10 protein-coding genes are annotated in these 13,575 nt (G+C 63.8%); 8 read left to right on the top strand and 2 right to left on the bottom strand.

Going from position 1 to position 13,575, the window contains the following annotated elements; genetic code table 11:
* The first annotated feature begins 117 nt into the window (after positions 1-117).
* The 7 genes from WS68_RS07650 (at position 118) to WS68_RS29550 (ending at position 7,352) form a co-directional block, all read left to right on the top strand.
* A complete protein-coding gene (locus tag WS68_RS07650) occupies positions 118-1,191 on the top strand; it encodes an acyl-CoA dehydrogenase family protein (RefSeq protein ID WP_442857150.1) in 1,074 nt (357 codons plus the stop codon).
* On the top strand, positions 1,188-2,156 hold the full coding sequence (locus WS68_RS07645; protein ID WP_059570221.1) for a phosphotransferase family protein: 969 nt from the start codon (positions 1,188-1,190) through the stop codon (positions 2,154-2,156). The genes WS68_RS07650 and WS68_RS07645 overlap by 4 nt, the downstream gene beginning before the upstream one ends.
* Positions 2,153-4,384, top strand: a complete 2,232-nt coding sequence (locus tag WS68_RS07640) for an alpha/beta fold hydrolase (RefSeq protein WP_059570220.1) — start codon at positions 2,153-2,155, stop codon at positions 4,382-4,384. Before WS68_RS07645 ends, WS68_RS07640 begins: the two co-directional genes overlap by 4 nt.
* Before the next feature lie 81 nt (positions 4,385-4,465).
* Positions 4,466-5,371 carry an NAD(P)/FAD-dependent oxidoreductase gene (locus tag WS68_RS07635; protein WP_059570219.1) on the top strand — a complete coding sequence of 302 codons (906 nt, stop codon included), beginning with the start codon at positions 4,466-4,468 and terminating at the stop codon, positions 5,369-5,371.
* A 51-nt stretch (positions 5,372-5,422) separates the two neighbouring features.
* Complete coding sequence (locus tag WS68_RS07630; RefSeq protein ID WP_059570218.1) at positions 5,423-6,337, top strand: alpha/beta hydrolase; 915 nt, start codon at positions 5,423-5,425, stop codon at positions 6,335-6,337.
* Positions 6,253-7,095, top strand: a complete 843-nt coding sequence (locus WS68_RS07625; protein WP_231752969.1) for a thioesterase II family protein — start codon at positions 6,253-6,255, stop codon at positions 7,093-7,095. Before WS68_RS07630 ends, WS68_RS07625 begins: the two co-directional genes overlap by 85 nt.
* Positions 7,096-7,244: 149 nt before the next feature.
* Complete coding sequence (locus WS68_RS29550; RefSeq protein WP_442857149.1) at positions 7,245-7,352, top strand: ATP-binding cassette domain-containing protein; 108 nt, start codon at positions 7,245-7,247, stop codon at positions 7,350-7,352.
* Positions 7,353-7,746: 394 nt separating this feature from the next.
* Here the strand turns inward: WS68_RS29550 and WS68_RS25795 are convergent, their stop codons facing one another.
* Both WS68_RS25795 and WS68_RS07610 read right to left on the bottom strand, forming a co-directional pair.
* Positions 7,747-8,706, bottom strand: a complete 960-nt coding sequence (locus WS68_RS25795; RefSeq protein ID WP_082709868.1) for an alpha/beta fold hydrolase — start codon at positions 8,704-8,706, stop codon at positions 7,747-7,749.
* Positions 8,707-9,032: 326 nt separating this feature from the next.
* The gene (locus WS68_RS07610) at positions 9,033-10,382 is read right to left on the bottom strand and encodes a pyridoxal phosphate-dependent decarboxylase family protein (protein ID WP_059570215.1); all 1,350 of its coding nucleotides are present in this window, start codon (positions 10,380-10,382) and stop codon (positions 9,033-9,035) included.
* A gap of 683 nt (positions 10,383-11,065) precedes the next feature.
* Between WS68_RS07610 and WS68_RS07605 the strand changes: the two genes are divergently transcribed.
* Positions 11,066-13,513, top strand: coding sequence for a DUF3772 domain-containing protein (locus WS68_RS07605; protein ID WP_059570214.1), 2,448 nt, complete (start codon positions 11,066-11,068; stop codon positions 13,511-13,513).
* Positions 13,514-13,575 lie beyond the last annotated feature (62 nt).

Below are 13,575 nucleotides of genomic sequence, written 5' to 3'. Positions count from 1 at the left end.
GGTGGACTCCTTGCTGTTCGCGGCGCGCATTGCCGCTACGGGCTACGCCCTTCGCGCCAATGCGCGCCAGCATGAAAAACCAACCACTGTCAGATTTAGTCTAGTCCACCGCAATTGATGGCCGGGATTCGCGCGGCCAATCGTGCGCGGGGCCTGTGGCTTCCTCAGGTTTCGCGCGCGGACGGCGGCATGGGGCTGAGCCTGCTCGAACTGGTCGAGGTCGGAGAAATCCTCGGCCGATCGCCGCTCGGCCACTATGCCGTCAACTATCAAGCGCCCGACACGGGCAACATCGAGGTGCTCTCCGAATACGCGACGGCCGAGCAGAAACGGCGCTGGCTCGCCCCGTTGCTGCGCGGCGAGATCCGCAGTTGCTTCGCGGCGACGGAGCCGGATTCCGCCGGTTCGAATCCTTCGTCCATCAAGTCAAAGGCGGTCTTCAAGAACGGCGCATGGCATCTGAGCGGCCGCAAGTGGTTCGCGTCCGGCGCCGACCAGGCGGCGTTCGCGATCGTATTGGCCGTCACCGACGAGACCTCGCCATTGCACGCGCGTACCAGCACCTTCATCGTGCCGGCCGACGCGCCAGGCTACCGGCACGTTCGCAACCTGCGCGTGATGGGCGACGAAGGCCGCGGCTGGGCCAGTCACGGCGAACTTGAACTGGACGACTGCCGGGTAGGCGAAGACGCGCTGCTGGGCAAGCGCGGCGAGGGATTCATCGTATTGCAGGCGCGTTTGGCAACCGGGCGTTTGCATCATTGCGCGCGCTGGGTCGGCGTGTGCGAGCGCGCGTTTGCAATCATGTGCCGGCGGGCGTGCCGCCGCGAACTGGCCATGGGCGAACTGCTGTCGTCGCGTCAAACGGTGCAGAACTGGATCGCCGAAAGCCGCGCGTCCATCGACGCCGCGCGGCTGCTCGTCACCCAGGCGGCGTCGCGGTTGCAAAGCCTGCACGAACGCGCGCAGATCGATATCTCGATCGCGAAATTCTTCGTGGCCGGCGTGACGCAGGCTGTCCTCGACCATGCGTTGCAGGTGCAAGGCGCGCTCGGCGTCAGCGGCGACACGGTTCTCAACGTGCTCTGGCGCCACGAGCGCGCTGGACGCATTTACGACGGCCCCGATGAAGTCCACAAGGCGCTCGTGGCGCGCCATGCGCTGGCCGCATTTCGGAGAGAAAGCCGATGAACGACGCAATAGCGCAGCGGACCCTGGCGGCGCTTGGCCACTCCGGCGGCCCGGCTCAGGCGACGCGTATCGGCGGCGGGCGGGCCAGTGAGGTTTTTCTCGTGCGGACCGGCGATCGCGATGTCGTTGCCTATCTGCTGCCGGCTGAAGCGGCAAGGGAAGCGCAGCGCCGATTCGCCGTCCTGCAACGAATCGGCGAGCATTTTCCGCTCGCGCCGAAGCCGCTCGCGGTCGGTGACGCAGCCGACGATGGCTCGACGCTGCTGCTGGTCGAACGGCTCGGTGGCGTTTCGCCGGTCGCGTGCGGGCCGCTTTTGCCCGACACCGCGCGCCGCCTCGCGCGGAATTTCATCGCCGCGCTTGCCGCGTTGCATGCCGTAGAAATCGCGCCGGCCGAGCACACGCCCGATTATCTGCGCCGAAGCCTCGGCGAATGGCGGCGGCGCTGGAACGACGAAGAGGGCGCGCACGCCGGCGAGGACTTCAACGCCGTCGCGCAGTGGCTGACGCAACGGCTTCCGGACGCCTCGCCGGCGGCGATCCTGCACAACGATTTCAAGCTCGACAACATCCTCGTCGATCCGGGCGATCCCGCGCGGGTGGTCGGGGTGGTGGACTGGGAACTGGCCGCCGTCGGCCATCCCCTCGCTGATCTCGGGATTGCGTTGGCCTATTGGATCGAAGCCCGGGACCCGTCGCTGTTGCAGCTCGATGCACCGGGGCCAAGCTGCGCGCCGGGCGCTCCGACGCGCGAAGCGTTGGTCGACCTGTACGCAGAGGCCACCGGGCGCGAAGTGACGCAACCGGCGTACTGGTACGCCTACGGTTTGCTGCGGCTCGCCGTGATCACGCAGCAACTGGAGCTGCGGCATCGCGGCAACGGACAGCGCGTGCCCCGCAGCCGGTTGATCGTGCGCTGGCTGTTGAGCCGCGCATCGGAAGTCTGCGGGAGCGCACGGCTATGAAGGCAAAGGTTCAGGACATTCACGCACTTGCGCCGTCGCAGCGCGGAATGTTGCTCGAAAGCGCGCACGGTGCGGCCAAGGGTGGCATGTTCATCGAACAGACCGTGCTGTCGGTTCGCGGGGATCTCGATCGCAGTCGTTTCCTCGCGGCCGTCGAACGCACCGCCGAGACTCATGCGAGCCTGCGCTGCTGTTTCGCATGGGACGCTGAGCACCCAGTGCAGGTGGTGTTCGACCGCATCCAGCCCGCAGTGACATGGGAAGACTGGCGAGGCGCGGGCAACGAGGACGATCCGCGGGCGCTGGCGGCCTGGCTGGACGAGGATCGCGTGCAAGGCGTCGCCGTCAACCGTGCGCCGCTGTGGCGCTTCGCCGTGATCCGGCTGCGGGACGACGCGTATCGGATCGTCTGGACTCATCACCATCTCATCACCGATGGCTGGTCGATCGCGGTGGCGCTCTCCGATTTGCTCGCCCACTACGACGGCGGGCGGCCGGTGCCGCCTGCGCGGCCGTTGCGTGATTACGTCGACTGGATCGACGCGCAGGATGCGACCGTCGCGGCCGCATTCTGGCGTCAGCGTGTCAGCGCATTGCCCCGCTTAGTCCCAATGATGCCGCGAGCGTCGGCCGACAGTTTCGCGGAGGTCACGGGCATCGATGCGAGCGCGCTTGTCGATGTCGCGCGTGCCCACGGAGTCGCGTTCGCGATTGCGGTGTTTGCCGCATGGTCGCTGGTTCTGCGCGCGTTTCGCGCGACCGACGACGTGGTGTTCGGCGTCACCACACACGGCCGCCCCCCGACGCTTGCAGGCGTGGAGCGCATCGTCGGACCGTTCATCGCGACCTTTCCGCTGCATGTGCGGATGACCGATATCGCCACGGTAGGCGAGTTGCTGAGCCGGATCGATGCGTTGCAGCTCGAGCAGCGCCCGTTCGAATATCTGTCGTCGGCCGAGGTACATCAGGCCGCCGCCGTCGCTACGCGTCTTTACGACAATCTGGTGGTAGTCGAGCACCTGCCGCAGCAGGATGCGCCTGCCAGCGCGGGGTTGTCCGTCACCGCGGAGCCGGGTAGCGGCGCGCGTTCGCATCACCCGTTGCTGCTGAGGATTTCGCCGGACGGCATGGCACGCCTGCTGTACAACCAGCGCTTTATCGACGACGCAACGGCGGCTGGGCTGGCATCGCTGCTGTGTGAGGCAGCGGTGCGTTTGGTGGCGCACGAGGATCTGCCTTGCCTCGAAAGTCCGGCAATCCCGCCCGCTCCCGTGCAGCGGGCGGTGCCGCGCGCGCCCGAGACCCGCGAAGAACGGATGGTCGTCGCGCTGGCACGCGATCTGTTCGGCAGCCATGTCGGACTCGACGACAACTTCTTCGATCTCGGCGGACATTCGCTGCTCGCCGTCGATTTCCTGCATCGTCTCGCGAACGCAACCGGGGTGCGCTTGCCCATGACCCAGCTGTTGCAGGACGCCCGCCTAGGCGCGATCGCACAGGCGCTTGCCGACGGCCTCGCGGGCCACGCCGGTTCCCCTGGGGCAGCGCGGATCTTCTTCGTTCCCGGCAATCCCGGCTCGCCGTTGTACGCCGCCCGCCTTGCCGCGCATCTGAACGATCTGGACGGCTGGCGTTTGCATGGCCTTGAAGCGCCGGGGCTCGACGGCGCACAGGCACCGCTGCCGAGTGTCGAAGCACTCGCCGAGTACCATCTGTCGAGCCTGTCGGACGCCGACGATCCGGCCGTGCTGGTCGGCCATTCCTTCGGAGGATGGGTGGCGTTCGAGATGGGGCTGCGCCTACAGGCGCGCGGCCGGTCAGCGGCGGTGATCCTGCTCGACACGCTCGCCCCGCATCGGCTGCCTTCGCGCGGCGATGTCAGCGACGTGGGATTGCGCGCCGAAGTCGCGCGGCTACAGTCTCGCGCCAACGGCGCGGGCTTCACCGTCCATGTCACGCCCGCTGCCTTTGCGGTTTACGCCGCCGCGCGGCGCGCGATCTATGCGCCGTCCGCGCGGGCCGCGTTTCCGTTGGCATTGTTCCGCGCCGCCCGCACGCACCCCGACGACGGCTGGGACAAAAGCGATTCCGCCTATGGCTGGACTGAACTCTGCCGCGATGTCCACGTGGATAGCGTCGACGGCGACCATCTGTCGATGATGGCGGAGCCCGCCGTCGCAGGGCTGGCCAAACGGATCGGGCATTGGCTGCGTCAACTGGATGATTGATGCCGTCGGGCAGAGCGGCTCGATTCCGCGCATCCACTTGTCTCGAATGTAGTTTTCCCTTTGTCAAAGGATGAATCATTCATGGATAGCAAACGTTCCTCGACGCACTTCGACGCCATCGTGATTGGCGGCAGCTATGCCGGACAATCGGCCGCCATGCAGCTTGCCCGTGCCCGCCGGCGCGTACTCGTGGCCGATGCCGGCATGCGCCGCAACCGCTTCGCCGCGTTATCGCGGGGCTTGATCGGACAGGACGGGCGTGCACCCGAAGAGATCGCGGCAGACGGCAAGGCGCAGCTTCTGGCGTACCCGAACGTGCAGTGGCTGGACGACATCGTGGTTCACGCCAAACGCGCCGATATCGGTTTTGTCGTTCAAAGCGCATCGGGGCAGCACTTCGACGCGCGCGGCATGGTGCTTGCTTTCGGCGTGGTCGACGAGATTCCGGATCTGGAAGGCGTGGCCGAGCGGTGGGGCCGCAGCGTGTATCACTGCCCCTATTGTCACGGCTACGAATTGAACGAAGGGCGCATCGGCGTGCTTGGGAACGGCCCGATTTCGACTCTGCTGGCACTGCTGATGCCGGACTGGGGCGCGACCGTGCTTCTGACCAATGGAACGTTCGAGCCAGACGATGGGCAACGCGATGCGCTCGCCAAGCGAAGTGTCGCGATCGAACCCGAACGGGTGACGCGCGTCGTCGATACGGCGAGCGTCGAACTCGCCGACGGACGATGCATCGTGCTCGATGGCCTGTTCACGATGAACCGCACCCGTCTATCGAGCCCGGTTGCACAACAACTGGGGTGCGCGATCGAAGAGGGCCCGCTAGGGCCATACATCCACACCGACGAATCCATGGAAACCTCCGTGCCAGGCGTGTTCGCATGCGGAGACGTCACGCATCGGGGCGGCAGCGTGGCACTCGCCGTGGGCAGCGGCGCGCTCGCGGGCATCGTCGCGCACCGAAAACTCGTCATTCCATAATCTGACCGCCTTTTTTGATCAACGGTTTTTTCATCCATTGGAAACGTAATCGTGAGTTGGCAAAACTGGTGTTTTTCCTGGCTATTGCGCAAAACGACCAAGCCCCTAATCAGGAAGCCGGGGCTGTCCGCGCATGACATGCGAGCGCACAGCGCCAAATGGTCCAGCCGTACCGTGAAGCCGCCCCGTGGCTGGCGGGTGCGCGAGACAACCGTGCGGCCGCTATGCGGCGAGTGGATCGAGCCGGAGGCGCCGATGCGCCGCGACTCGCTTCGTCGCATCATCATCTATTTGCATGGCGGAGGCTATTGTTTCTGCTCCCCCAGCACGCATCGAACAATTGCCGGCGCGCTGGCCAGAGACGCGGATGCGCGCACGTTTTCATTGGATTACCGGCTTGCTCCGGAGCATCCGTTTCCAGCCGCGGTGGAGGATGCGTTGGCCGCTTATCGCCAACTTCTCGCCGAGGGCGTAACTTCGGACCGGATTGTCGTCGGTGGGGACTCCTCGGGCGGAGGGCTTGCGCTTGCGTTGCTGCTGGCGCTGCGTGATGCCGGTGAGCCGATGCCGGCCGGCGCGGTGCTGTTTTCTCCGTGGACCGATCTGGCTGCGACCGGAGCGTCGCTGAAGGCGAATGACGAAGCTGACGTCATGCTGAGCGCTGCCGCGGTAGCGAATTTTTCCCGGTACTATCTGGGCAGCACGCCCGCCGATCATCCCATTGCTTCGCCTCTCTATGGCGAATATTCGGGACTGCCGCCTTTGCTCATCCAGGCCAGCGACACAGAGGTATTGCTGGATGACGCCGCGCGGGTTGCGGAAAAGGCACGCAGCGCCAACGTCGCGGTGGACTTCAAGGTCTGGCGCCGGCTTCCGCACGCGTGGCCCACGCTGACGCCTTATCTGCCCGAAGCGAAGGCGGCCGTAAGAGAGGCAACCGACTTCATTCGGAGAGTGGCGCCATGACATTCGAATTGATGGAGAAAACCGGCGCCGGCCGCTGGATCGAGCCGTCGCCGTCGGCTGGCAGCGCCACGCAGCGGCTCTTCTGCATCCCTTATGCGGGCGGCAGCGCAGCCGTGTTCCGCGACTGGCCGGCGCGGCTCGCGGCAACGGTCGATGTCCGCGCGCTGCATCCGCCCGGCCGCGGCCGCCGCTTCTGCGATGCCTTGCTATATCGGGTGGACCAAATCGCCGATGAGGTGACGGCGGCGATCACGCCGCTGCTCGACCGGCCCTACACCTTGTTCGGTCACAGTATGGGCGCGAGCGTAGCGTTCGAGGTGGCGCGCCGCATCCAGACCCGCCGCCTGCGGAAGCCGACGTGCTTGATCGTCTCCGGCCGCGGCGCGCCGCATCTGCCTATGAAGCGCCGGCCGATACACGATCTGCCCGACGATCAATTCCTCGATGAGGTAATGTGCATGAACGGCACGCCGCCCGAAATCCTCGAGCATCCTGAAGTGATCGAATTGATTCTGCCGATTCTGCGTGCTGATTTCGAGGCGATCGAGACTTACCGTGCAGCACCGCATCTACGTCTGGACTGCCGGATCGTGGCCCTGGGAGGCCGCGACGAACAAGGCAGCTCGCAGGCGGTGGAGTCGTGGCGCGCTTACGCTGCCGGTGGTTTTCGCGGCGAGATCGTTCCGGGCGACCATTTTTTTCTACACGGCCGCGCTGAAAGATTCTTTTCAGTGCTCAACGAGGAACTTGCCCGCTAACGGGTTGCCTGTTGCTCGACACGGTGTGCCAAACCCTCGGGCAATTCACCCGTCCCGAACTGGCCCAAAGCCGACAAACGCTATCGGCGGTACGCGGTAACATCAGTTTCCAATCCGTTCGTTTCCGTTACCGCCCAGATGGGCCAACGATGCTCGACGACGTTTCTCTCGACATCGCGGCGGGCGAGGTGATCGGGATTGTCGGTCGCTCGGGTTCCGGCAAGAGCACGCTTACCAAGCTGCTCCAGCGGCTCTAGCCATATATTAAGGACATCGAGCCGTTTTTCTCGACGACTCCTTTCTCCCAGCCAGCGGCCCGGTTGCAGAATTCGGGCTCGAACAGGTAGTGGTTGCTCATTGCATGGAAGCGAGCGTTGATCGCCCGCTCCCGTCGGGCGGCCCGTTAAGGCGGGAGGCGACCATTCCGTCTAAATAGCCGTCACAGCAATTTGGTCGATAATTTACCTTATGTAAAATCAAACCGCCGGCCGAACAGGTGTTGAGCGCAAACTCAGTTCAACGCACGACCTTTTCTACCCAAGGCGTAAACGGGATATGCCCTCAAGAAGCGCTAACGCTTGGTTACGCGCCTCTTGCTTCCATCCGAAACGAAGTGGGTCCGATCACACCGTACCAACAACGCGCGTCACTTCATCGACGGTTCAGCACGGCATCGAGCCACGAAACAATATCGTAGTGAACGAGATCCTTGTTTCTGTCGTTCAAAATTTCGTGCCTATCGCCGGGATAAAATCGATATGCCAATGCAAGATGTCCTTGCTTCATATAACGCGTGATCAAGGACTGAATCGAATGAGTGCTCGCCCCGACCGGATCGCGGGTGCCTGCCACGATCAGGATCGGAAGATCGACCGGTATCCTTGATTCATTTTGCGCAATCCACAGATTTCGAAAACCTTCGGCCACCGAATACATCATGCTATTCGAGAACGGCTTCCCGCAAAGTCCGTCGTCGAGAAAGCGCTGGATCTCAGTTTGATCGGCCGTCATCCATTCGCAGCCGGTGGGCGGCCGGTCGGCTTGCTCGAATGGCGCATTGAATGCCTTCAGCACGCCTGCCAGGATCATCGAAGGTTGGTTGGCGTCAGCCGAGTGCGCCGCCGCCTTGAGCTGATCAAGCACCTCGTCATCGATACCCGGCAACGCTCCCATCGTGCCGCACAGCACCGCGCCCGCAAGCAAATGTCCGCATCCCTGGATATGAGCCTGTGTGAGCGCAGATCCCATGCTGTGACCAAACGCGATCAATGGAAGACCGTCATAGGTTCCCAGTACAAGCTTGGACAACTGGGCCATGTCGCCGAGCATATCAGCCCATGCCGTGAGGCCGGCCTGCCCCAACCCGGCCTCGCCCGCCGTCCGGCCATGCCCGCGCAGATCGAGTGCGACGGCGGCATAACCCCGAGTGCACAGATAGCGGGCGAACCGGTCATAGCGCCCGCTATGTTCACAGATTCCATGCGTAATCTGTACGACGGCGCGTGGCACGATGCCCGCGGGTGGAGTCCATTCACGATAAAAAATCTGCTTTCCGTCTATATGCGACGTGAACGATGATTCGTTGTATTTAATATCAAGTTTTGCGGTCATTTGCAGCCTGTTCGGAAGATGTTTTATCGAATATCAGTACATAGTCTCAAGCGATTGCTGCGATTTCAAGTGGCGGTGCCGAGCCGGATCTGCCGGTGCTAACCACGCTGAGCGCTGCCCCCTTAACTTCTCAACGCGTCTGCCCCTTGTGGCCCGTGGCGCCCGGTTTTACAGGAAGATTGCGGCCTTCACCAGATTGACAGCGGACATGTGCAACGTCATTTTTTGACGGTTGCGTATCGCGCTGCCCGCCCGCAGGGCGGTCCCGTCGAAATCACGTTGACCGCGCCCGCCGCCAAGACAGCGCTCGATGCGGCCATCTATCATCACATGGCCGCGTCGGCCGCACGCTCAATTCGCTTACAAAGCTCGTCAAGCCAGGCCATGTGCTCGGGCTTCATCAGGCAGGCTCGCAGGCACAGCACGCTGTCCTCATCCCATATCAGGCCGGACACATGCGGTTCGACGAGCGACCTTGGCATATGAGCCAAGGCCAGGTGAAGCTGTATGGCCGCCGCCGCCTCGAACAATGCGCGCGATAGACGCGACGCCGTACTCGCGCGCGCGCTCGCCGGAAACCAAAATACGATGTCCAACTCCGGTGGGAAACACGTGACGAAGCGGGCGTCGCGCTGAAGGAAGTCATACAGATGCAGTGCCGCCGATCTCGCTTGCTCGAGGTCGTGCGCGAAACGCCCGCCTTTCTCCAAAGGCATCAGCTTTTGCGTTGCCCAAAGCGCAGCGGCGCTCGCCCCGGGACGGGAACATTCGAGGCTGATTTCACCGAGATGGAAATCGGCCGACGTGAAATACGTGTACGGCGAATCGTGTACGTATATCGCGCCGACGGCCGGATCCCGGAATATCACGCAGCCGCAACCGTAAGGTTGCAAGCCATGCTTGTGCGGATCGACCACGACCGAATCGGCCGCGCATATGCCCGCGAACGCGGCCTTTCCATGTTCGGTCAGGGTGTCGGCGAGCGCATAGTATCCGCCGTAAGCCGCATCGACATGCACGCGGAAACCATAGCGCTTCTGCAACGCAAGAATGCCGTCGAGCGGATCGATCGTGCCGCACGCGGTCGTGCCCAGCGTGGCCACCACGGTGCCGACCGGTCCTTCGTCGGCCAGCATCCTTTCCAGTTCGGCCAGCGACATCCGCCCGTACTCGTCGCAGCGCACCTTTGCAAATTCCACGCCGAGCACGCTGCAAATGCGCTCGTGCGTGTAATGCGCGAGCGAGGACGCGACCACTTTTTCGCCGGGCCTGACGCGGCTCGCCACCCACAACGCCTCCATGTTCGCGACGGTGCCGCCGCTGCAAAGATGTCCAAGATGATGGTCCCATCCGAACATCCGCGCGATCTGCGCGACGCATTCTTTTTCGAGCGCGGACGTCGCCCGTCCGCCCTCGAGCGCATGATTGTTCGGATTCACATACATGCTGAGCGCATAAGCCGCGCGCGCGATCGGATGCGGCGGCTTGAGCATTTGGCCCGCATACAGCGGATGGAAATAGGGATAATTATCGTGCAGCTTCGCTGCCAGTTGCTCGAGTATCGGCGCCATTTCGTCTGCCGACGCCGAATCGGCATAGGCCGGCAGCTCGGAAAATCCCGATTGCCAGTGTTTTGCCGCGCGCCTGAGCAATTCGACGTCTCTATCGATATCCATCCCGACTCCATTCGAAAATGTTGGGCTGCGCTGAGTCTGCGTTGAAGCCGCGTTCGGCCGGTATCTGCCGGCGTGCCGCGCCCCCGCTCGGCCAACCCGATGCCAGCGTTGCAAAGCTGGTTCCCGCCGGCCCATGATCCGCATCCCAACGGGCAAGTGTCACATGGGCCGCGCAAGATCAGCGTTGCTCAGATCGCATAAAATCGCGCCGGGCGTGCCGATCGATCGATAAACCGCGGCGCGTCGCCGCTCCAAGCGATGCGAGGCTGTGTAGATTGCTGCGCAACCTCCGTTGATGACCGGACTCTTCGGAATCCGCAGGATTAGGCCCGCCTATCACGCGCCATTGCCGCTCGAGCGCCGCGCGCTCTGCCATGCCGCGTCGCCACGCCAAGGGTTTTCGCCAGACACGGATTCGGATGCGCTAACCATACGCGCCGCTCGCCGCTTAATTCGTAACTGTGTGTGAACCTGCTCAAACTCACTTTCCGGGCCCCGCCCCGTCAAGGTTTCGGGCGCGAACGCTCCTGGCGGCGTCAGAGCGGCACACGTCAAAACCTCGCCCCGTCGGCCACGCATTGACATTCGATTGCACGATCGTCAGCACACAACCCGGAAAACCGTGGCAATCTACCGCGTATTGCCGGTTGTCCGCTCGTGCAACCGATCTGTAAGGTTTCCCTATGTTCAGTTTTCCGAAATTCGCGCGACCTGTCGCGTTTACCATCCTTTTGCATTTGCTTTGTGCTGCGCTGCCGGCAGCCGCGTCCGATGCCGATACGCGTGTTGCATCCGTTGCATCCGATGCCGCATCGCTCGCGCCAGTGCCGATTTCGCTGGAGGCGGCAGTGGCCGAACTCAAGGGCTTGCAGGCCGCACTGGATCGCATCAAGCAACAGGCCGCGACTGCGGCAACGAGCAAGCGGCTTGCCGAACTCAGCGCCGATACGCAGCAGCGCTCCGCTGACGTGGACAAGCTGACGGCCGAGTTGCAACCGGAGCGCGCGCAATTGCAGGCACAGTTGGACGTGCTCGGACCGCCTCCGCCGCCCGGCTCGCCTCCCGAAACCGCGGCCGTTGCGCAGCAGCGCGCGAGCCTGAATGCGCGCAAGGCGCAGATCGACGCGGCGTTGAAGCAAGCCGCCGACATCAAGGAGACGCTTGCGAATCTTACGCAGCAACTCGCCAAGCTGGACCGCAGCCTGATGCGCGATCAGCTCGCGCTTCGCTCCGGCAGCATTCTCGGCGCACAGTTTTGGTCCGCGCTCTTCGATACCCCGAGCGAAGACATCCAGCGGCTCGACGAGGTCAACGCGCAAATCGGCCAGGTGCTGCATGCGGCATGGGAACCCGGCAAGCGCCTGGTCACCGCGCTGCTCCTGGCCGTCGCGCTCGCGGTCTGGGCCGCGGGCCGTCGGTGGATCGTGCAAGGGCTCGAATGGCTCTGTCTTAATTGGCTGCCGGAAACCCGCCTGCGGCGCAGCGCGCTCGCCACGTCGATTGCGTTGTCGAGCGTCGTGACGACGGGTATCGCGGTGCAGTTCGTCTACGCCGCGTTCACCCGCGATTACACGCTGTCCGCCCCGCTCCAGGTCTTCGCCGACCAGCTCACGAAGCTTGCGATCGGCTGCGCGCTGATTGCCGGGCTCGGCCGTGCGCTGCTCTGCACGAGCCATCCGTCGTGGCGCCTGCCCGCGCTCGCGGACGAGGTCGCACTCGCGCTCAAGCCGTTTCCGGTGGTTCTCGCCGCGCTTCTGATGCTGGCCGGCACGCTCGAGCTATTGAACAAGCTGGCCGACACCAGCCTTCAGGTCACGCTGTTCGGCCGCGGCCTCGTGTCGCTGGTGGTTGTGCTGACGATCGGCGCCTCGCTGGTCCGCTCGAACCGGGTGCGCAGCGCGCTCGCGGCAGCCGGCGAGCCGCCCGAGGCCAGCTCGACACTCGCGGGCCTGATCCATGCAGGCGTGACGCTGACCGTGGTCGCGGCGTTCGGCGCGCTCTTGATCGGCTATATCTCGTTCGCCCGCTTTCTGACCCACGAACTCGTCTGGTTCGAGATCGTACTTTGCAGCCTGTTCCTGCTAACGCGCCTGACCCAGGACATATGGGCGAGCCTGTTCGCCGCGAACCTGTCGAGCGGGCGCCTGATCAAGCATCTGTTCGGCCTGAGCGACAGCCATCTCGATCAGGCCCGCACCGTGCTTTCCGGTGTCGGCACCAGCGTGCTGCTGCTGCTCGCCGTCATCGCGCTGCTGACGGGCGGCTTCGGCACGACGCCGGGCGACTTGCTGTCGAGCGTGCTGTCGGTGTTCGGCGGGGACAAACTGCGGCGGCTCAACATCGTGCCGGACCACATCCTGAACGCGGCGATCGGGCTTGCGGTCGGCCTCTATCTGTTGCGCTCGGTACGCCGCTGGCTCGACACGGAGCTGCTGCCCGCGCTCGGCATGGACCCTGGCATGCGCGCGTCGCTCGTCACGCTGTTCAGCAATCTCGGCTACGTGCTGGTGGTGCTGGTCACGCTGTCACTGCTGGGCGTCAAATGGGACAACCTCGCGTGGATCGTCAGCGCGCTGTCGGTCGGCATCGGCTTCGGCTTGCAGGAAATCGTGAAGAACTTCGTGTCCGGGCTGATTCTGTTGACCGAGCGCCCGGTGAAGGTCGGCGACATGATCAGCATTGCCGGCGTCGAAGGCGACATCCGCCGCATCAACGTGCGCGCGACCGAAATCCAGCTTTCCGACCGCTCGACGGTGATCGTGCCGAACTCGCAACTGATTTCGCAGAACCTGCGCAACGTGACGATGGGCAACAGCACGCAAGGCGTCGCCACGTTGATGCTGACGTTTCCGCTGAACACCGATCCCGAACAGGTACGGGATTTGCTGCTCAGCGCTTATCTCGAACACCCTTCGATTCTCGAGAAACCCTCGCCGTCCGTCACGTTCAGTCAGCTCACGCCCGACGGCATCACGCTCAGCGTGACGGGCTACGTCGCAAGCCCGCGCATCGCCTCGTCGACAAAAAGCGATCTATTGTTCGAAATTCTGAAGCGGCTACGCGCCGAGAGCATTCCTCTGTCGAATCCACAAATGCTGATGGTGCAAAACCTGCCGCCCCCGGCCGACTGAACATGCGCCCGCCGAGCGTCATGCGCATCGCGTTTAACTCCTTTACACGCTCAGCCGGCATC

This window comes from Burkholderia sp. TSV86 (assembly GCF_001522865.1).
Taxonomy (GTDB): domain Bacteria; phylum Pseudomonadota; class Gammaproteobacteria; order Burkholderiales; family Burkholderiaceae; genus Burkholderia.
This window is presented reverse-complemented; position numbering and strand designations above follow the sequence as displayed.